The following is a 19442-nucleotide window of genomic DNA, read 5'->3' on the forward strand; positions in this document are numbered from 1 at the left end:
GGGGGAGGCGCCGCGGAACTCGAGGCGCGCGTTGTGGGCGCGCCCGCCGTGCTCGGACCCGACCGACCGATGCGCCCGCGCACGCTCGCGAAGCGGGTTGTGGATGTCCACGCCGCGCTTCTCGATAAGTGCGCTGCGGTCAGTGTTCTCGCCGACCATACAGAGTCACCGACCCGTCTGGGTCAGATCAGACGTCGGCGACCTTGCGGCCCTTGTACTCGAGGAAGAGCGCGGTGCCCGCGGAGTCCTCGACGACCTTGGCGCGGTGCGGCAGGCTGTAGGTGACCTTGCCGTTCTCGATGGTCTTGACGAGCGTGGGGACCTCGGCCTTCCACTGCGAACGACGGGCGTGCGTGTTGGCGCGAGACTGCTTCCGCTTCGGAACGGCCATGACTAACTCTCTTCTCCGGACCCGGTCGCCGGGCCAGTAGGGGTGGACATTGTGCTTGTGGATTCGGTGTCGGAAGCCTGGAAACCCTCGAGCGCGGACCAGCGAGGATCGATGGTCTGCTCGGGCTCACGCTCCGGTAGATCCGCCAGCCTCTCCCCGGTCTCTGGGTCGAGACCCGGGCAGTCCGGCCGGCACACCGGCTGGAACGGCAGTGCCAGCACCACCGCATCCCTGATCAGAGGTTCAAGATCCACGTGGTCGTCGTGAACCTCATAATCGAAAGCTTCCTCAGCAGGATACGCGAAAAGTTCCTGGAAATCGACTTGGACAGGCCGCTCGATGTCGATCAGGCACCGCCCGCAGACGCCGGTCGCGGTCGTCTGGGCGTCGGCGGTGACGAGGATCCCCTCGTGCATCGACTCCATCCGGAGGTCGACGTCGATGGTCGCGCCCTCCGCGACGGAGAGCAGTCCCTCCCCCAGTCTCTCGGTCACGGGGATGCTGAGCCGCTGCTCCTTCATCTCGCCCGGACGGCGCATGAGGTCGTACACGCCGACGGTGTACGGGGTGCTTCTGAACGTGGTCACGGTCGGCTAGTTTACGCGGGTCTCCCGGTGTTCGCGGCGGACGGCCAGACGGCTGGCAGCAAGGACACAGGAATGAGAGCGGCCTTGATCCTGGTCGCGCGCCCCGCCGTGGCCTGCAGGGCGTCGATGACGCGGATCAGGTCGTCGGCGAGACCGACCGCGACCGCGCGCGTCGGCGGGCCGAACGCATCTCGCTCGCGCACCGCGAGCAGGCGCAGCACGGCGTCCTCCCCCGGCGTCCCCGCGACGGCCGCGGCGATGCGGCCTGCGAAGACGCGCGGCGTCTCGGTGTCCGGCGCCGACCAGCCGAGGTCGCGCGCGGTGTCCCGCAGCTCGTCCCACACCACGGAGGCTCCGCCCCACTCCTCGCCGAGCCTGCGGAGCCTGGTGCGACGGCGCACGCGGCGCAGCACCGCGGGGGTCAGCAGCACCGCGAGCACGAGCACGGCGACGCCGGCGCCGGAGAGCACGGGCTGCAACGGGGACGGCGGCGTGGTCGACGACGCGCCGGCCACGCTGGCGGGGTCGGTCGGCACGACGCGCTTCGGCGCGGTCGTCGAGCCGGTGGTCGACCCGGGCACCGGCACGGTCGGCGTCGTCTCCGGCCGGGTGTACGCGGGGACCGTGCCGCGGCCGACGGTCGGCTCGAACGGCACCCAGCCGACGCCCGCGAAGTAGAGCTCCGGCCACGCGTGCAGGTCGTCGCTGGTCACCGTGTACTCGCCGGGGTTGTTCGCGGTGCCTCCGCTGCTCGCGCCGGGGAGGTAGCCCTCCGCGACGCGCGACGGGATGCCGAGGCTGCGTGCCATCAGCGCCATCGCGGACGCGAAGTGGACGCAGTAGCCGCTCTTGACGGTGAGGAACGTGGCGATCACGCGCGCACCGTCGCCGTCGTAGCCCTGCTTCAGCGGGGTCTGCGTGGAGTAGACGTAGCCGTTGTCGCGGAAGTAGTCCTGCAGCGCGACCGCCTTGTCGTACTCGGAGACGGCGCCGGCCGTCGCCTCCAGCGCGGTCTTCCCGATGATCGCCGGCATGTTCGGCGGCAGGAACAGGTCGCGCTCGATCTCGGCGGGCACGATCCCGCCCGCCGCCTTCAGCTGGTCGGCGGTCGGCTGGAGCAGCAGGCTGGACGCCGTGTACTTCTGGCCCTGGGTCGTTGCGTTGATGCCGCCGATCGTGAGGTCGTCGGGATCCCACGACCAGGTGCCGTTCAGCCCCTTGACCGACTGCACAGGATACGGCGCGGGCAGCCAGCGGCTGGTCATGTCGTCGATCTGGACCGTGGTCTGGACCGTGACCGTCTTCACCTGGTCGGACAGGCCGGCGACGGGGCCGAGCGCCGCACCATCGGAGAGCCGCTTGGTGTCGCGCTCCCTGTGTTTCCAGACCGAGCCGGTGAACTGGTCGAGCGAGGCGAGCTTGAGGTACTGGCCGCTCTTCGCCGACGTCGTGTACGTCAGCGCGCGCACCGCCGCCGGGCGCCGCAGGTCCTTGCCGAGGTCGATCAGCGGGGTGACGGTGCCGCCGATGGAGATGCCGCCCGCGGTGAACGACGCGGCGCCGCCGCGGTCGAACCCGGGTGCCGTGCCCGCGAGCAGGACGGCGACGACGACGGCCGACGCGCCGACCGACAGCGCTGCCCCGGGCCGCGGCGTGCCCGGCCGGCGGGTGCGGACGTCGCAGCGCAGCAGCCAGAGGAAGGCGGCTGCAGACGCCGCGAGCGAGATCGGGTCGAGTCCGTCGCCGAGCAGCGCGCCGGGCACCACGAGCACGGCGACAACGCCGAGCGCCGTGAACGCGGGCGTCCGCAGGGCGATCGCCGTCACGTCCAGGATCACGGCGAGCAGGCACGCGCCGCCGACGACCAGGAAGAAGAACTCGGGAAGCGCCTCCGCCGGCGTCCCCTGCTGGTAGATCGAGAGCATCGCCTGCTGCCCGTAGACGCCCCAGCGCTGCACCGTCGCCGGGGTCGGGATCAGGCCGAGCAGCCCGGTGCCACCGCCGAACGCGACCGTCATGATCACCGCGGACAGCACCAGCTGCAGCACCGGGACGATCCCGCGCGCGACGCCGATGGTGCGCAGCGCCGCCCCCACCACCAGCAGCAACGACGCGGGCAGCATGAGCGCGAGCCACCAGCCGGGACCCTGGATGAGGCCGATCAGCGCGAAGCTCACGGCGAGCACCTGCACGACGAGGGCGCCGGTCAGCCGCCAGTAGCCCATGCGCCGCCGCGCGACCCGCGGGACGCCGACGGCGAGCGTCTCGCTAACCATGCGTCACCGCCGCCCTCTGCTGCAGCGCGGCACGCTGCCACGCCTCGGCCGGATCCGCGCCCGCAGCGAACGGGATGCACAGCCAGCCCGCGTCGGCGAGCACCTCCTCCACCTGAGGGCCGGCGGACGGGCCGAGGAACGCGACGGCCGGGTCGCCCATCCCGCGCAGCCCGGCGAGCGAGCCGAGCTCCGGGGTGCTGCCGAGCAGCACCGCGAACACCGGCACCGGGCGGCCGGCGCGGCGCAGGCCGGCGGCGAGCTCGGCGACCGCGTCGTCCCGGGCCGCGGCCTCGGCGGACACCGCGTCGACGGCGGCGAGGTCCGCGAGCAGCAGCCGGTCGGCGCTCCCGACGTCGTAGGTCGGGGTCGACGAGCCGAGCGTCCCGGAACGGCCGGCGCCGCTGCGGCCGCCGAGCTGCCGCTGCGCGGTCTCGACCACGCTCACCACGAAGCCGTTGTCGAGCAGGTGCACGCCGATGGAGGCCACGAACTCGACGAGCGTCTCGAACTCCTCGTCGCCGGCCTCCCCGGCCCGCGTGTCCATCAGCAGGCACGCCTCCGGGTTGCTGCGCTGCTCCTCCTGCCGCACCATCAGCTTGTCATGGCGTGCCGTCGCGCGCCAGTGCACGCGGCGCAGCGGATCGCCCGGTCGGTACTCCCTGGCGATCAGCTCGTCCGCGCTCGGGATGCTGTGCCGCTGCAGCTCGTGCTCTGTCCCCTCGCTGTGCGCAACATCCAGCTCGCCTCGGCGCAGCGGCACCACGCGCGGCGTGACCAGCAGCTGCCGCGGCTGACCGACCGCGTACTCGGCGTAGGCGATCCCGAACGGGTCCGCCCTGCTGACGATGAGCGGGCCGACCGCGTGCGAGCCGCGGCGCGCGGCGACCACGTCCTGCCGGAGCACGACGGTGTCCCTGCCGTGTGTCACGTTCAGCTGGTGCGGGCCGAGGCGCGGGAACGGCGCGGACGGCTGCACCTCGACCGCGTCCGGCGCGAACTCGCGCCAGCGCGCGGGCGGGCTCGGTCGCGAGGAGAGGTTGCGCGCGGTGGTGACGATGGTCGCCTTCTCGCCGACCGCGACGACGTCGGGGTGGAAGCTCCTGGCGACGGTCAGGCGCGGGCGGTCGACGGTCACCGAGATCATCGCGGCGAGCACCAGGACAGTGAGGAAGACGCCGACGAACAGCACGTCGGTGCGGCCGAAGAAGGCGGAGGCGGCCAGGGCGACGACGCCGACCGCGCCGAAGGCCCAGCCGCGCGCGGTGGGGCGCGGCTTCTTCAGCGGCGACGCCGCCCGCCCGCGACCGGCCACGGCTACTCCCTGCCGCCGCCGATCGCGCCCGAACCGACCGGCACCGGCGTCGATGCGACGATCCGGCGCACGATGTCCGCGATCACGGGGGCGCTCTCGTGGTGGTGGCCGAGGGCGCGGCTGGTCGGCAGCAGACGGTGCCCGAGAACCGGGACGGCGAGGGCGTCGATGTCGTCCGGCAGCACGAAGTCGCGGCCGTCGAGAGCGGCCATCGCCTTCGCCGCGCGCACCAGCTGCAGCGTCGCGCGCGGGCTGGCGCCGAGGCGCAGGTCACGGTCCTCCCTGGTGGCGCGCACGAGATCCACCGCGTACTGCTTGACCGGGGCCGAGGCGAAAACGCCGCGCGCCGTCGTCATCATCGAGCGCAGCTCCTCGGAGGTGACCACCGGCCCGATCCGCGAGAGCGGGCTGGAGGTGTCGCGCGTCGTGAGCATCGCGAGCTCGGAGTCCTCGTCCGGGTAGCCCATCGCGATGCGGGCCATGAACCGGTCGCGCTGCGCCTCCGGCAGGGCGTACGTGCCCTCCATCTCGACCGGGTTCTGCGTCGCGACGACGATGAACGGCGCCGAGAGCGGATAGGTGGAGCCGTCGACCGTGACCTGGCGCTCCTCCATGCACTCCAGCAGCGCGGACTGGGTCTTCGGGCTGGCGCGGTTGATCTCGTCGCCGATGACGATGTTGGCGAACACGGCGCCCGGCTTGAACTCGAAGCGGCGCTCCGCCTGGTTGTAGACGGAGACGCCGGTGACATCGCTCGGCAGCAGGTCGGGCGTGAACTGGATGCGGCTGACCGTGCAGTCGACGGACTTGGCCAGCGACTTCGCGAGCATCGTCTTGCCGACGCCCGGCACGTCCTCGATCAGCAGGTGGCCCTCGGCGAGCAGGACGACGAGCGCGGTCTGCACGGCGTCGTGCTTGCCGTCGATGACCGATTCGACGTTGGCCGTGATCTGCTCCGCGGCGCGTCTGAGCTCGTCCAGGTCCATCCCGGGCGCGGCCCGGCCCATCTCCTCCGGAGCGACGGAGGAGTCCGTCGGCTGACGCGTCGCGTAACTGTTCATGTCTCCTGCAAATAGTCGTAGACGGCGGCGGGGACGTACGGGCTGACGTCGCCGCCCAGGGCGGAGACCTGGCGGACGAGCGAGCTGGAGACATGCGCGTTCGCGGGGTTCGGCAGCAGGAACACGGTGTCGACCTCGGCGAGGTGCCTGTTCACGATCGCCATCGGCGTCTCGTAGGCGACATCCACCTGCGAGCGGATGCCCTTGACCAGCACGTGCGCCCCGACGTCGGTGCAGTAGTCGACGAGCAGGCCGACCGACCAGGACGCCACGACGATGTTCCCGACGATCCCGGCGTCCTCGATGGACCTCTCCAGCAGCGCCACCCGCTGCGCGATGGGCAGCAGGGCGGACTTGTCCGGGTTGTGGACCACCAGCACGTGGACCTCGTCCCAGAGGCCGGCGGCACGCTCGATGACATCGAGATGCCCCAGCGTGACCGGGTCGAACGATCCAGGGACTACGGCGATCCTGTTCATAGGGCACCAGACTATCCCGCGATAACCGTCATTTCGTTGTGAATCCGTTATCTCGCGTCGCGCGCGGCGCGGGTTCCGCCGCCGTCTGTCCCGGAATGCTTCACGCTCTGCTGCGGGGTGTTGCGTGAAGAACTCCGGAATGGATGACGGGGATGTGGATAACGCGGAGGGCGGGCGAGAAGGGACGAGAGTGTTCGGGAGCGATCGGGGGGATGCGATGACCGGGCTGGTGGAGCGAACCGGGTTCACGGTCGGCGACGCGTACGCCGCGGGGTGGACGCGGCGCCGCCTCTACGGCGCAGGCGTGCAGCGGCCGTTCCGCGGGGTGCGGACGATCGGGGCGGAGCTCGACGATCACCGCGCTCGCTGCATCGCCTATCACGCGCGGGACCGTCCAGGCGACGTGTTCAGCCATCACTCCGCCGCCGTGCTGCACGGCTTCCCGCTCCGGTCGTCGGTGCTGCCGGACGACATCCACGTCGCAGCGTTCGCACCCGGAAAACCCCCGCAGATGCGTGGCGTCATCGGCCACGAGCTGCGGGCCGCGGGCCATCGTGTCGTGGTCGTCGATGGACTACGCGTCGTCGCGGCAGAGGATGCCTGGGCGCAACTGTCCGCTGACCTGCCTCTCGTCGACCTCATCGTCATCGGCGACTGGCTGATCACCGGCGACGAGCCGCACTCTCATGTCGCAAGTCCGTGGACACGCGACGATCTCGAGCGAGCGGTGCGGCACCACGGCCGTCGGCCGGGCATCCGCCTCCTGAGGCAGGCGCTCGACTCCGTACGGTACGGGTCGCTCTCGCTGCAGGAAACCCGGCTGCGGCTCGAACTGGTCGGCGCAGGTCTTCCGGAGCCTGCCCTCAACCATCACGTGTACGACCGGGGCATGCGCATCGCGATGGTGGACCTGGCTTATCCGGAGCGCCGACTCGCGATCGAGTACCTGGGCGACCACCATCGCACCGACACGGCCGTCTACCGGGAGGACATCGACCGCCGCGAGCGGCTGAGAGCGGCCGGATGGGACGTCGTCTTCCTCACCGCGGACGACCTCCGCCCGCCGATCCCGCGCGCTGTCCTCACCGTCCGCCGCGCCTATCACCGATCACGTCCTGAGTAATTCACAGCTCCGGGCGGCGTGTTGCGTGCACAATTCCGGAATCGTTTGGCGCTGCCATCGCTTCCGGAGTTGTTCCCGCCTCCGCGCGGCGTGTTGCGTGAAGAACTCCGGAACGGACGGCGGGGGGGCGGCAGGCGGGGGGCGGCGGGCGGGGTCAGCTGCGGCCGAGGAAGGCGCGCTCGGTCTCGTCGAGGCGGCGGGCCAGGGCGGCGGCGAGGGCGGGATGCGCGGCGAGGCCGCCATCGGAGGCGAGGGTCTCCTCCGCGGCGATGCGCGCCTCGGCGATCAGCTCGCCGTCGCTGACGACGCGCAGCAGCCGCAGCGACGAGCGGCCGCCGGACTGCCTGCTGCCGAGGACGTCGCCCTCGCGGCGCAGCTCCAGGTCCACGTTCGCCAGTTCGAAGCCGTCCAACGTCGCCGCGACCGCCTCGACGCGCTCGCGCGCCAGGCTGCCCTGCTCCGCCGCGGTCACCAGCAGGCACAGGCCGGGGATGTCGCCGCGGCCGACCCGGCCGCGCAGCTGGTGGAGCTGCGAGACGCCGAACCGGTCCGCGTCCATCACGACCATCGCCGACGCGTTCGGGACGTTCACGCCGACCTCGATCACGGTGGTCGCGATGAGCAGGTCGATGTCGCCGGCCGCGAACGCCCGCATCACCTCGTCCTTCGCGTCCGAGGGCAGCTTGCCGTGCAGAACGCCGATCCGTGCGGAGGCGAACAGCGGATCCGCGCGCACCTGGGCGGCCACCGACTCCACACTCGCCACCGGGCGCGCCGGCGCCGACGGATCGGCGTCGGCGTCGGGGGCCGGCTCCTCGGCGTCGTCCTCCGCCTCCTTGCCCGCGATCGCGGGGCAGACCACGAAGACCTGCCTGCCCTTGGCGATCTCCTCGGACGCGCGCTCCCAGATCCGGCGCTCCCAGCCCGGCCGGTCGGCGAGTGGGACGACGAAGCTCTCGATGCCCTGCCTGCCGGCGGGCAGCTGCGCGATCGTCGAGACGTCCAGGTCGCCGAAGACCGTCATCGCGACCGTGCGCGGGATGGGCGTCGCGGTCAGCACCAGGACGTGCGGCGGCGTTCCGCCCTTCGCCCGCAGCGCCTCGCGCTGCTCGACGCCGAAGCGGTGCTGCTCGTCCACGACGACGAGCCCCAGGTCGAAGAACGTGACGGCGTCGCCGAGCAGCGCGTGCGTCCCGACGACGATCCGCGCCTGGCCGGAGACCGTCCGCAGCAGAGCGCGCTTGCGCTCCGCCGCCGAGAGCTGGCCGGTCAGCAGGGTCGGCATCAGCTGGGCGGAAAGGTCGGGGCCGAGCATCGCGGCGATGGAGCGCAGGTGCTGGGCCGCGAGCACCTCGGTCGGTGCGAGCAGCGCGGACTGGCCGCCGGAGTCGGCGACCGCCAGCATCGCCCGGAGCGCCACCAGGGTCTTGCCGGAGCCCACCTCGCCCTGCACCAGCCGGTGCATCGCCGCCTCCGAGTCGAGGTCGCTGCTGATCTCGCGGCCCACCACGACCTGGTCGCCGGTCAGCTCGAACGGCAGCGCGGCGTCGAACCGGGCCAGCAGCCCGTCCGGCGCTGCGCGGCGCGGCGTCGCGGCGGACTCGCGGGACGCCGCGCGCTGCTGCAGCAGCGCCGTCTGCAGGACGAACGCCTCCTGGAAGCGCAGCGCGTCCCTCGCCCGTTGCCACTGCGCGTCCTTCTGCGGCCGGTGGATGCCCTCCAGCGCGTCCCGGAACGGCAGCAGACCGCGCTCGGTGGAGACCGCTGCCGGCACCGGGTCCGGCGTCGGTCCGAGCGCATCCAGCGCGAGGCCGACCGCCTTCTGCACCTGCCAGCTGGCGACAGTGCTGGTCGCCGGGTAGATCGGGATGGGCGTCTGCGCCCACTCCTTCGCCGCGGCGCCGCCGGGCAGCACCGCGTCCGGCGAGTCCGGCTCGAACAGCTCGTAGTCCGGGTGGGCGAGCTGGAGCGCACCGCGGTACGCGGACACCTTGCCGGCGAAGATGCCGCGGACGCCGGGCACCAGATCCCGCGACCGCCAGGCCTGGTTGAAGAACGTGAGGGTGAGGATCCCCTCGCCGTCGGAGATCTTCACCTCGAGGATGGACCCGCGCCGCGCCCGCATCGGCCGCTCCTGCACCCGGAGCACCTCGGCGATGATCGTGACGTTCTCGTCCAGCGGCAGATTCGCGAGGGCGGTCAGCTCGCCGCGCTTGGCGTAGCGGCGCGGGTAGTGGCTGAGCAGGTCGGAGACGGTGCGCATCCCGAACGCCTTCTCGAACGCGGAGGCCGTGCGACCGCCGAGCACCCCGCTGAGCTTCGAGTCGAGGGTCACGGCACCCTCGACGGCCGGGGCGGTGGCAGAGGTCATGGTTCGATCGTAGGCGTCGCCCCCGTCAGCGCGTCGAGTTCCGCGGCGACATCGGGGTCGTCCGGGCGCTCGGCCGCCAGCCTGCGCTGGATGGCGACGGCATCCCCGGTGCGGCCGAGCTCGCGCAGGCAGCGGGCGAGCGACCAGCGCGCGACGAACTGCTGGTCGACGGTGCCGTAGGCCTCCGCGGCGCGCAGGGCGTCCTCGAACGAGGCGAGCGCACCCGTGAGGTCGCGCGCCTCGAAGCGCGCCCAGCCGCGGTTGTTGTGCAGCGCGATCCCCCAGCGCAGCGTGCGCGGGTCGTCGGTGTCCGCCAGGTCGGCCAGCGCCTCGTCCGTCCACTGCTCCGCGCGCGCCCGGTCGGCGATCGCGAGCATGTGCGCGGCGTCGACGGCGAGGTACGTCTCACCCTCGCGCCTGGCCGCCTGCAGCGCCTCCTCCAGCAACTCGATCGCCGCATCGGACTCGCCCTCCGTGTTCCGGAGCCGGCCGCGCTCCAGCAGGATGCGAACGGCCAGCGTGCCGATCGCCGGCTCCAGGGACTCCAGCAGTGCATCCGCCTCGGCGAATCGGCCCTGCAGGCCGAGCGCCCGGGCGCGCTGGGTCTCCAACTCGGCGCGTACGAGCTCCGAGCGGTCGGGCTGGGCAGCGGCGATCGCCAGTCTTTCGGCGGAGACGTACGGGTCGTCAAACCGCCACAGGGCGTCGAGTTCCGCCTGTTCGAGGCGTTCGTCCATCCCTCTATCTTGCGAGAAGCCGGGCCGCGACCGCTATAGGCTCGGATGCGTCATGACCCGCATCGTCTCCGGATTCGCCGGTTCGCTCGCCCTCCAGGTCCCGAAGAGCGGCACGCGGCCGACGAGCGACCGCGTGCGCGAGGCGATCTTCTCGGCCCTCGAGGCGCGGGACGCCGTGCACGCGGCGCGCGTGCTCGACCTGTACGCGGGATCCGGGGCGCTCGGCCTGGAGGCGGCCAGCCGCGGAGCCGCGTCGGTCACGCTCGTGGAGAAGAACGCGGCGGCGGCCGCGATCTGCCGGCGGAACGCGGACGCCGTCACGCGCGCCGCCCGCTCCGGCGCGCGACCGCACGTCGACGTGCGCGCCTCGTCGGTCCAGTTGGCGCTCGCGACGGCGACGGGACCGTTCGACCTGGTCTTCCTCGACCCGCCGTACGACCTCGGCGACGCCGAACTGCTCGCGGCGCTTCAGGCGCTCGTCCCGCTGCTGGCGGAGGACGCGACGGTGTGCATCGAACGCAGCACGCGCGACGGCGAGCCGACGCTGCCGCCGGGCCTCGAACTGCTCCGGACGAAGGCCTACGGCGAGACCGCCGTCCACTACGCCGTCCCCGCCTGAGCTCCGCGCCCCGCGCTCAGCGCTCCGCGCGGGCGGCGGGGCGGTCAGCCGGTGCGGCCGTCCCATTCGAGGTAGGGGTCCCAGCCGCCGCGCTCGTCGAACGGGCGGCCGGCGACCAGCAGGCCCTCCCCGTCCCGGATCGCGCCGATGCGCCGGAAGCCCCCCGGCAGGGCTGCATCCGGCGGGAATGCGGCGAGGAGGCCGTGGTCCTCTCCCCCGGTCAGCGCGGTGCGCGGGTCGTCGCCGAGCGCGTCCGCATCGATGTCGACGGCGACACCGCTCGCCTCGGCCATCCGGCGCGCGTCCAGCGCCAGGCCGTCGCTCAGGTCGAGCATCGCGGTGGCGCCCGCCGCGGCCGCCAGCGGTCCGTCGGCCACGGGAGGACGCGGCCGCAGCTGCGCGCCGACGAGTTCGGGATGGGCCGCCGCCACCCGCGCGAAGCGCTCGGCGTCGGGGTGCCCGTCCGCATCCACCGCCTCCGTGAACAGCAGCCGGAGCCCGGCGGCCGCCGCACCGAGGGCACCCGAGACGGCGAGCACATCCCCCGGCCGCGCGCCGCTGCGCAGTACGGGCGCCCGGCCCTGCAGGTCGCCGAACGCCGTCACCGCGACGGTGAGCGTCTCGGAGACCGACAGGTCGCCGCCGACCACGCCGCAGCCCGGCGCGAGCGCCGCGCACGCGGTCCGGAACCCGTCCGCGATCTGCTCCAGGCCGGCGACCGGGAAGTCAGCGGGCGCGGCGATGGCGACCACGAGGGCGGTCGGCACCGCGCCCATCGCGGCGACGTCGGAGAGGTTGGTCGCCGCGGCCTTCCAGCCCAGGTCCTCGGGCGAGGACCAGGCGAGGCGGAAGTCGGGGCCGTGCACCATCATGTCCGTCGTCACGACGTACCGCCCGTCCGGTGCCGCGAGCACCGCCGCGTCGTCGCCCGGTCCGACGATGGTCGCCTCCGCCGGCGGCAGCAGCGGGAAGATGCGCCGCAGCGCCTCCCGCTCGGTCGCCTCGCCGATGGTCGCGCCGCCGGCGCTCTCAGTCCGTCCCATGTTCCAAAACGGTAGCCTGAAACGGATGTCTCCTCGCCGCACCGCCCTCAGCGCGCTCTCCGCAACCGTCCTCGCCGCCGCCGCTCTCGCGTTGACCGGATGCGCCCCGACCGTGTCCCTCGACGCGGCCGCGGACGCGAACGACCCGGGCTGCGCGCAGATCAGCGTCCGGCTGCCGGACTCGGTCGCCGGCAAGGCGCAGCGCGAGACGGACGCGCAGGCGACCGGGGCGTGGGGCGACCCCGCCGCCGTGCTGCTGCGCTGCGGCGTCCCCCCGCTCGGGCCGACGACGAAGCCGTGCGTGAGCGTCAACGGGATCGATTGGGTGCTGATGTCGGACCCGGCCGCCAAGCAGGTGGTCTACCAGACCTTCGGGCGCACGCCGGCCACCGAGGTGATCATCGACCACGTCTCCGGCGCGTCGGACGCGGCGGTGCTGCCCGAGTTCGCGTCGGCGATCGCGACGGTCAAGCAGACGCAGAAGTGCCTCTCCACGCTCGACACCAGCCTCACCCCCACCGCGACGCCCACACCGTCCGACACCCCGTCGCCCACCCCGTCCCGATGACCGACCCCGCCCGGTACGTCTGAGCGTGCTCGCGCAGGGAGCAGGCGTACCGGACGGGGACAGGCGCGGTCAGGCGCGGGCGAGGGCGACCTGGATGAGTTCGTCGATGAGGTCGGGGTAGCTCAGGCCGGATTCCTGCCAGCAGCGCGGGAACATCGAGATCGGCGTGAAGCCCGGCATCGTGTTGATCTCGTTGACGACGAAGCCGTCCTCCGTGAGGAAGAAGTCGACGCGCGAGAGCCCCTCCGCGCCGATGGCGTCGAAGGCGCGCACCCCGAGGTCGCGCATCCGGGCGAGCTCGGCCTCGGTCAGGTTCGCGGGGCAGACCAGGTCGATGCCGGGCGCGTCCAGGTACTTCGCCGCGAAGTCGTAGAAGTCGCGACCGGAGACCACGATCTCCCCCGCGACCGACGCGCGCGCCGGCTCGCCGGGGCGGCCGCCGAGCACGGCGATCTCCACCTCACGGCCGGCGACGCTCGACTCGATGAGGATGCGGTCGTCCTCCGCGAACGCGGTCTCGATGGCGGCGTCCAGCTCGGTCCAGTCCTTCACTTTGCTGACGCCGACGCTCGACCCGGCCCGTGCGGGCTTCACGAACGCGGGCAGTCCGAGCTGCCCGGCAGCAGAGCGGACGTCGTCCGGAGCCGCACGCCACTCGACCTCGGACACCGTGACCCACGGCGCGACCGGGATGCCCGCCTGGCGGAGAACGGTCTTGGTGAAATGCTTGTCCATCCCGAGCGCGCTCGCCAGAACGCCGCTGCCGACGTACGGCAGGCCGACGAGCTCGAGCATCCCCTGGATCGTGCCGTCCTCGCCCCACGGGCCGTGCAGGATCGGGAACACGATGTCCACGTCGCCGATCGCCTCGGTGGAGCCGTCCTGCCGGGTCACGGTCAGCGTCCGCGAGCCGGCGACCTCCGGCCAGCGCACGCGCGTGCCGTTGTCCTCGACCCTCGGCATCGCGTCGGCGTTCAGCGCGAAGCGCTCGGCGTCGTCCGGCTGCAGCGTGAAGGCGCCATCGGCGGTGATGCCGACGGGGATGACGTCGTACTTCTCACGGTCGATCGCCGCGAGCACCCCCGCCGCCGTCGCGCAGCTGATCGAATGCTCGCTTGAGCGACCCCCAAACAGAAGTGCGACCGCGACCTTTTCCGTCATCCGTTGTCCTTTCGCCTTGCGGCTCATCGTCCTCCGTCGTGAGGTGCGGGGCGATGTCCTTGGGTTGCAGCGTTCCGGCGAGCACCTGGCTGACCTGGCGCACGATGGGCATCTCCACCCCGCGCGCCTCGGCCAGGCTCAGGATGGGCGCCACCGAGGCGAGCCCCTCCGCCGTCTGGTTCATCTGCTTCACGACGTCGTGGAAGCCGTAGCCCTGGCCGAGCAGCCGCCCGGCGGTGTTGTTGCGGCTGAGCGGCGACTCGCACGTGGCGATCAGGTCGCCGAGCCCCGCGAGCCCGGAGAGCGTCTGCGGCTCCGCGCCGTAGGCGACGGCGAAGTCGGTCATCTCCACGAGTCCGCGCGTGATGATCGACGCCTTCGTGTTCTCGCCGTAGCCGACGCCGTCGACGATGCCGATGGCGACGGCGATCAGGTTCTTGAGGACGCCGCCGAACTCGGTGCCGATCACGTCCGTGTTGACGAAGCTGCGGAAGTAGCGGTTGGTCGCGGACATCGCGACCGCCTGCGCGGTCTCCAGGCTCACCGAGGAGACCACGGCGGCCGTCGGCTGCTCGCGCGCGATCTCGAGCGCCAGGTTCGGCCCGGAGGCGACGGCGATCCGCTCCTGCTCGATCGGCAGTCCCTGCGCGATCACCTCGCTCATCCGCAGGCCGGTGCCCTTCTCGACGCCCTTCATCAGGCTCACGACGATCGTCGACGGGCCGAGATACGGGATCATCGCGTCGAGGTTCGACCGCAGCGTCTGGCTCGGGATGGACACGAACACCTGCTCCGCGCCCTGCATCGCCTCGCCGAGGCGGGAGGTGGCGCGCAGGTTGCGCGGCAGGTTGATCCCCTCGAGGTAGTCGCTGTTGCGCTTGACCTCGTTGATCTCGCGGGCGAGCTCGGGACGGCGCGCCCACAGCACGACATCGGAGCCGCCGTCCGCGAGGATCTTGGCGAAGGTGGTCCCCCAGCTGCCGGCGCCGAGGACGGCGATGCGGCGGGCGGGGGCTGGTCTGCGGGCCTGTGCTCTAGCCATCGAAGCGGCCGGTCTCCTTCTGGTTGTGCTGGCTCGGGTCCCAGCGGGCCTCCGGAGCCTTCTCCCCGCGCAGATCCTCCAGCAGCGCGGTGATCGCGTCCATGATCACGGCCGTCGCCTCGTTCAGCGTCGCCGCATCGAGGTTGCGCCCGCGGAACGCGGACAGGTCGACCGGGTCGCCCACCTTGACCGTGATGGTCTTGCGCGGGAAGACGCTGATCTTCTTGGCGTAGCGCGCCATCACCTGCTGCGTGCCCCAGTGCGCCATCGGGATCACGGGGATGTCGTGCTCGAGCGCCATCCGTGCCGCGCCGGTCTTACCGCGCATCGGCCACATGTCGGGGTCGCGCGTGAGCGATCCCTCGGGGTAGATGACGACGACGCGGCCGTCCTCCACGATCTTCTGCGCAGCGTCGAGCGGAGCGGAGCCCCGGGCCGACCCGCCGCGCGCGACGGGGACCTGCCCCGACTTGCGCAGGAACCAGCCGAGCACCGGCACGTGGAACAGGCTCTCCTTCGCGAGGAATCGCGGCAGCCGACCCAGCTTCCAGATCGCGATGCCCATCATCACCGGGTCGATCTCGCTGTAGTGGTTGGGCGAGATGATGTAGGCGCCGTGCCTCGGCATCTTCTCGCCGTCCACGATCCGGAACCGGGCGAGGAGGCTGCCGATCGGCACGAGGATCGCCGCGAGCACCCAGAAGATGGAGGGACGGCTCTTCTCGGAGCGCTCCGAGCGCTCGGAGCGCTCTGGATGCTCTGGAGGCACGGGCGTGTTCACGGGCTCTTCGGGATGCGGCACCATCCCATTATCCAGGCCGTCGCCGGGAGCGGGGTGACGACAGGTCGCCGGACGGGAAGACCGGCGCCGCCACGGCGCGTCATCCCGCCACCGGGACCGGCCGGACGTCGAGCCCGGCGATGTCCTGGAAGTCCGCTGGATTGCAGGTGTGCAGCGGCAGCCCGCGCGAGATCGCCGTCGCGGCGATCAGCGCGTCGAACGCGCGCGCGGACGGTTTGCGGCCCGCGGCGCGGAACGACGCGGCGACGCCGGCGAACGCGCGCGCCGCCGCCGCGTCGAACGGAATCGGCGCGAAGTCGGACTCCGCCAGCTGCAGGTGCGCCTGGCGGGCGACGCGCTCGGCGTCCGTCGACGCCACCAGCGGACCCACCGACAGCTCGGCCAGCGTCACCGCACTGATCGACGGGATGTCCGGCAGGGTCGACGGGTCGGCCACCCTGCCGAGCAGGATGAGCGTCGACGTGTCGAGCAGACCGGCCGTCACCACGACTGGTCCACCAGCTCGTCGATGTCCGCGAGCAGCGCGCGCGGGTCCACCTCGGGGAGCCGGGAGCGCCGGTCCATCAGCACCGACAGCGTCGTGGCGGGCGCCGGCAGTGGCGAGAGCTCCGCCACCGCCGCGCCGTCACGGGTCACCGTCAGGTGCTCGCCACGCGCCACCCGGTCCAGAATGTCTCCACCATGATTCCTGAGTTCTCGCACTGTTACAGACTCCATGAGCGGACTGTATCACGGGTGAGACAACGGGGGATCTGTGGAAATCAGCGGGATTTCCCGGGGTTGTGGAGAAGTCAGCCCTCGAGCACGAAGTCCGCGCCGAGCAGCTCCAGCTTGGTGATGAAATTCTCGTAGCCGCGAGAGATGATGCCGACGTTGCTCACGGTCGAGCGGCCCTCGGCCGTCAGCGCGGCGATGAGATGGCTGAAGCCACCGCGCAGGTCCGGGATCTCCACGTCGGCGCCCTTCAGGTCCACCGGGCCCATGATGACGGCCGAGTGGTTGAAGTTGCGCTGGCCGAACCGGCAGTCGTGACCGCCGAGGCACTCCTTGTGCACCTGGATCTTCGCGCCCATGTCGATCAGAGCGTCGACGAAGCCGAAGCGCTGCTCGTACACGGTCTCGTGCACGATCGACACGCCGTTCGCCTTCGCGAGCGCGACCACGAGCGGCTGCTGCCAGTCGGTCATGAAGCCGGGGTGCACGTCGGTCTCGATCACGACGGGCTTCAGCTCGCCGCCGGGGTGGAAGAAGCGGATGCCGTCGTCGTGGATCTCGAACGCGCCGCCGACCTTGCGGAAGACGTTGAGGAAGGTGAGCATCTCGGGCTGGCGGGCGCCGCCGACGTAGATGTCGCCGCCGGTCGCCAGTGCCGCGGCCGCCCAGCTGGCGGCCTCGTTGCGGTCGAACAGCGCGGTGTGGCTGTAGCCGACCAGCTTGTCGACGCCCTCGATGCGGATCACGCGGTCGGTGTCGACCGAGATGATCGCACCCATCTTCTGCAGGACGTTGATGAGGTCCATGATCTCGGGCTCGATCGCCGCGCCCTTGAGCTCGGTGATGCCCTCGGCGCGGACCGCGGTGAGCAGCACCTGCTCGGTCGCGCCGACGCTCGGGTACGGGAGCTCGAGCTTGGCGCCGTGCAGGCCGTTGGGGGCCGTCATCCGGATGCCGCTGGGGAGCTTGTCGACGACGGCGCCGAACTTGCGCAGCACCTCGAGGTGGTAGTCGATCGGCCGGTCGCCGATGCGGCAGCCGCCGAGGTCGGGGATGAACGCCTCGCCGAGACGGTGCAGCAGCGGCCCGCAGAACAGGATCGGGATGCGGCTGGAGCCCGCGTGCGCGTCGATGTCGGCCATGTGCGCCGACTCGACGGCGCTCGGGTCGAGCAGCAGCTCGCCCTCCTCCGCGCCGTCGGTGACCTTGACGCCGTGCACCTCGAGCAGCCCGCGCACCACGCGGACGTCGGAGATGTCCGGAACGTTCCTCAGGACGCTCGGGCCCTCGCCCAGGATGGCCGCGACCATCGCCTTCGTGACGAAGTTCTTGGCGCCGCGGACCTCGATGCGGCCCCGCAGCGGGATGCCGCCGTTGATCGTGATGCGGTCGCCCTTGAGGCCGACGCGCGCTCCTGCCGCCTGAGCGTCCTGAAGAAGTGAGTTCAAAGTTTCACCGGGAGGGTCTTGGGCCGCCAGCTCGCGCGGCCGCTTTCGTATTCGGAGATGCGCGCCTCGTCGCGCAGGGTCAGAGCGATGTCGTCCAACCCTTCGAGCAAACGCCAGCGAGTGTAGTCGTCGATGTCGAAAGACACCTGGACCTCACCGACGGTCGCGGTCTTGGAAACCAGATCCACCGTCGCGGTTATTCCCGGCTCGGCCTCGATGGCCGCCCAGAGCCGCTCGGCGTCCTCCTCGGAGATGACGCCGGCGAGCAGGCCCTGCTTGCCGGAGTTGCCGCGGAAGATGTCGGCGAACCGCGGGCTCAGCACCACCCGGAAGCCGTAGTCGCGCAGCGCCCAGACGGCGTGCTCGCGCGACGAGCCGGTGCCGAAGTCGGGGCCGGCGACCAGCACGGTCGCGCCCTGGTAGGCGGGCTGGTTGAGGATGAACTCCGGATCCTTGCGCCACTCGTGGAAGAGGGCGTCGTCGAAGCCCGTCTTGGTGACGCGCTTGAGGAAGACGGCGGGGATGATCTGGTCGGTGTCGACGTTCGACCGGCGGAACGGGACGGCGACACCGGTGACGGTCTCGAACTTCTCCATCAGGCGCCCACCTTCTCTCCGGCCGGCGTATCGGCGTCGTCGTGCTCGAGGTCCCACGGGCTGGACAGCGTGCCGCGGATGGCGGTGGCCGCCGCGACCAGCGGCGACACCAGGTGCGTGCGGCCGCCCTTGCCCTGGCGTCCCTCGAAGTTGCGGTTGGAGGTGGAGGCGCAGCGCTCCCCCGGCGCGAGCTGGTCGGGGTTCATGCCCAGGCACATCGAGCAGCCGGCGAACCGCCACTCTGCGCCGAACTCCTCGACGATCTTGTCGATGCCCTCCGCCTCGGCCTCGATGCGCACGCGCGCCGAGCCGGGGACGACCATGACGCGGACGCCGTCGGCCTTCGTGCGGCCCTTGATGATGGACGCGAACGCGCGCAGGTCCTCGATGCGGCTGTTGGTGCACGACCCCATGAAGACGGCGTCCACCGGGATGCTCTTCATGGGCGTGCCCGGCGTCAGGTCCATGTACTCGAGGGCGCGCTCGGCCGCGGCGCGAGCGTTCGGCTCCTCGATCGCGGCGGGGTCGGGGACCTCCTGGCTGAGCGATACGCCCTGGCCGGGGTTCGTGCCCCAGGTGACGAACGGCTCGATCTCGTCCGCGTCGAGGTACACCTCGGCGTCGAACACGGCGTCGTCGTCGGTCTGCAGCGTCTTCCAGTAGGCGACGGCCTCGTCCCAGTCGGCTCCGGCCGGGGCGTGCGGACGGCCCTTCAGGTAGGCGAACGTGGTCTCGTCCGGCGCGACCATCCCGGCGCGGGCGCCGGCCTCGATCGACATGTTGCAGATCGTCATCCGGCCCTCCATGGAGAGCGAGCGGATGGCGCTGCCGCGGTACTCGAGCACGTAGCCCTGGCCGCCGCCGGTGCCGATCTTGGCGATGACGGCGAGGATGATGTCCTTCGCGGTCACGCCGGGCCGCAGCTCGCCCTCGACCGTGATCGCCATGGTCTTGAACGGCTTGAGCGGCAGCGTCTGCGTGGCGAGCACGTGCTCCACCTCGCTGGTGCCGATGCCGAACGCCATCGCGCCGAAGGCGCCGTGCGTGGAGGTGTGCGAGTCGCCGCAGACGACGGTGATGCCCGGCATGGTGAGGCCGAGCTGCGGGCCGAC

The 19442-nt window shown here is 71.8% G+C and carries 20 protein-coding genes; 3 read left to right on the forward strand and 17 right to left on the reverse strand.

Features of this window, described 5'->3' with window-relative positions; all coding sequences use genetic code 11:
- Positions 1–187 precede the first annotated feature (187 nt).
- The 6 genes from rpmF to coaD are packed head-to-tail and all read right to left on the reverse strand — an operon-like array spanning position 188 to position 6106.
- Positions 188–391: a 50S ribosomal protein L32 gene (gene rpmF / locus ACTHMF_RS09525; RefSeq protein WP_018190667.1), complete on the reverse strand. Its 204-nt coding sequence runs from the start codon at positions 389–391 to the stop codon at positions 188–190.
- A gap of 2 nt (positions 392–393) precedes the next feature.
- Positions 394–930: a YceD family protein gene (locus tag ACTHMF_RS09530; protein ID WP_440317253.1), complete on the reverse strand. Its 537-nt coding sequence runs from the start codon at positions 928–930 to the stop codon at positions 394–396.
- A 59-nt stretch (positions 931–989) separates the two neighbouring features.
- Positions 990–3254, reverse strand: a complete 2265-nt coding sequence (locus ACTHMF_RS09535; RefSeq protein ID WP_440317240.1) for a transglutaminase family protein — start codon at positions 3252–3254, stop codon at positions 990–992.
- The gene (locus ACTHMF_RS09540) at positions 3247–4566 is read right to left on the reverse strand and encodes a DUF58 domain-containing protein (protein ID WP_440317241.1); all 1320 of its coding nucleotides are present in this window, start codon (positions 4564–4566) and stop codon (positions 3247–3249) included. Before ACTHMF_RS09540 ends, ACTHMF_RS09535 begins: the two co-directional genes overlap by 8 nt.
- A 2-nt stretch (positions 4567–4568) precedes the next feature.
- Positions 4569–5627: an AAA family ATPase gene (locus ACTHMF_RS09545; RefSeq protein WP_440317242.1), complete on the reverse strand. Its 1059-nt coding sequence runs from the start codon at positions 5625–5627 to the stop codon at positions 4569–4571.
- Positions 5624–6106: a pantetheine-phosphate adenylyltransferase gene (gene coaD, locus ACTHMF_RS09550; protein WP_440317243.1), complete on the reverse strand. Its 483-nt coding sequence runs from the start codon at positions 6104–6106 to the stop codon at positions 5624–5626. Before coaD ends, ACTHMF_RS09545 begins: the two co-directional genes overlap by 4 nt.
- Positions 6107–6323: 217 nt before the next feature.
- Here coaD and ACTHMF_RS09555 point away from each other — a divergent pair, with 217 nt between their 5' ends.
- Positions 6324–7229 (forward strand): hypothetical protein, encoded by a 906-nt coding sequence (locus tag ACTHMF_RS09555; RefSeq protein WP_440317244.1) that lies wholly within the window; start codon positions 6324–6326, stop codon positions 7227–7229.
- A 154-nt stretch (positions 7230–7383) separates the two neighbouring features.
- Here the strand turns inward: ACTHMF_RS09555 and ACTHMF_RS09560 are convergent, their stop codons facing one another.
- On the reverse strand, positions 7384–9600 hold the full coding sequence (locus ACTHMF_RS09560; protein WP_440317245.1) for an ATP-dependent DNA helicase RecG: 2217 nt from the start codon (positions 9598–9600) through the stop codon (positions 7384–7386).
- Complete coding sequence (locus ACTHMF_RS09565) at positions 9597–10337, reverse strand: tetratricopeptide repeat protein (RefSeq protein WP_440317246.1); 741 nt, start codon at positions 10335–10337, stop codon at positions 9597–9599. The genes ACTHMF_RS09560 and ACTHMF_RS09565 overlap by 4 nt, the downstream gene beginning before the upstream one ends.
- Positions 10338–10389: 52 nt before the next feature.
- On the opposite strand from ACTHMF_RS09565, the gene rsmD reads away from it, so the two are divergent.
- Complete coding sequence (gene rsmD, locus ACTHMF_RS09570) at positions 10390–10956, forward strand: 16S rRNA (guanine(966)-N(2))-methyltransferase RsmD (RefSeq protein ID WP_440317247.1); 567 nt, start codon at positions 10390–10392, stop codon at positions 10954–10956.
- A 44-nt stretch (positions 10957–11000) separates the two neighbouring features.
- On the opposite strand, the gene thiL is transcribed toward rsmD, so the two are convergent.
- Positions 11001–11999, reverse strand: a complete 999-nt coding sequence (thiL, locus tag ACTHMF_RS09575; protein WP_440317248.1) for a thiamine-phosphate kinase — start codon at positions 11997–11999, stop codon at positions 11001–11003.
- A gap of 25 nt (positions 12000–12024) precedes the next feature.
- Between thiL and ACTHMF_RS09580 the strand changes: the two genes are divergently transcribed.
- Positions 12025–12567, forward strand: coding sequence for a DUF3515 family protein (locus tag ACTHMF_RS09580; RefSeq protein WP_314149072.1), 543 nt, complete (start codon positions 12025–12027; stop codon positions 12565–12567).
- Positions 12568–12636: 69 nt separating this feature from the next.
- Here ACTHMF_RS09580 and ACTHMF_RS09585 read toward each other — a convergent pair whose 3' ends face one another.
- The 8 genes from ACTHMF_RS09585 to leuC all read right to left on the reverse strand — a co-directional run.
- A complete protein-coding gene (locus tag ACTHMF_RS09585; RefSeq protein WP_440317249.1) occupies positions 12637–13728 on the reverse strand; it encodes a D-alanine--D-alanine ligase family protein in 1092 nt (363 codons plus the stop codon).
- Complete coding sequence (locus ACTHMF_RS09590) at positions 13625–14770, reverse strand: NAD(P)H-dependent glycerol-3-phosphate dehydrogenase (protein ID WP_314149074.1); 1146 nt, start codon at positions 14768–14770, stop codon at positions 13625–13627. Before ACTHMF_RS09590 ends, ACTHMF_RS09585 begins: the two co-directional genes overlap by 104 nt.
- Positions 14763–15572 carry a lysophospholipid acyltransferase family protein gene (locus ACTHMF_RS09595; RefSeq protein WP_440317250.1) on the reverse strand — a complete coding sequence of 270 codons (810 nt, stop codon included), beginning with the start codon at positions 15570–15572 and terminating at the stop codon, positions 14763–14765. Before ACTHMF_RS09595 ends, ACTHMF_RS09590 begins: the two co-directional genes overlap by 8 nt.
- A 79-nt stretch (positions 15573–15651) precedes the next feature.
- Positions 15652–16059, reverse strand: coding sequence for a type II toxin-antitoxin system VapC family toxin (locus ACTHMF_RS09600; protein ID WP_440317251.1), 408 nt, complete (start codon positions 16057–16059; stop codon positions 15652–15654).
- Positions 16053–16289 carry a type II toxin-antitoxin system Phd/YefM family antitoxin gene (locus tag ACTHMF_RS09605; RefSeq protein ID WP_314149076.1) on the reverse strand — a complete coding sequence of 79 codons (237 nt, stop codon included), beginning with the start codon at positions 16287–16289 and terminating at the stop codon, positions 16053–16055. Before ACTHMF_RS09605 ends, ACTHMF_RS09600 begins: the two co-directional genes overlap by 7 nt.
- A gap of 74 nt (positions 16290–16363) precedes the next feature.
- The gene (gene murA, locus ACTHMF_RS09610; protein ID WP_314149077.1) at positions 16364–17734 is read right to left on the reverse strand and encodes a UDP-N-acetylglucosamine 1-carboxyvinyltransferase; all 1371 of its coding nucleotides are present in this window, start codon (positions 17732–17734) and stop codon (positions 16364–16366) included.
- A complete protein-coding gene (gene leuD, locus ACTHMF_RS09615; protein ID WP_314149078.1) occupies positions 17731–18330 on the reverse strand; it encodes a 3-isopropylmalate dehydratase small subunit in 600 nt (199 codons plus the stop codon). Before leuD ends, murA begins: the two co-directional genes overlap by 4 nt.
- Positions 18330–19442 (reverse strand): 3-isopropylmalate dehydratase large subunit (leuC, locus tag ACTHMF_RS09620; protein WP_440317252.1); only part of this gene is annotated, 1113 nt, incomplete at its 5' end. The genes leuD and leuC, both read right to left, overlap by 1 nt.

The sequence above is a fragment of the Leifsonia sp. genome (assembly GCF_051955155.1).
Taxonomy (GTDB): Bacteria; Actinomycetota; Actinomycetes; order Actinomycetales; family Microbacteriaceae; genus Leifsonia.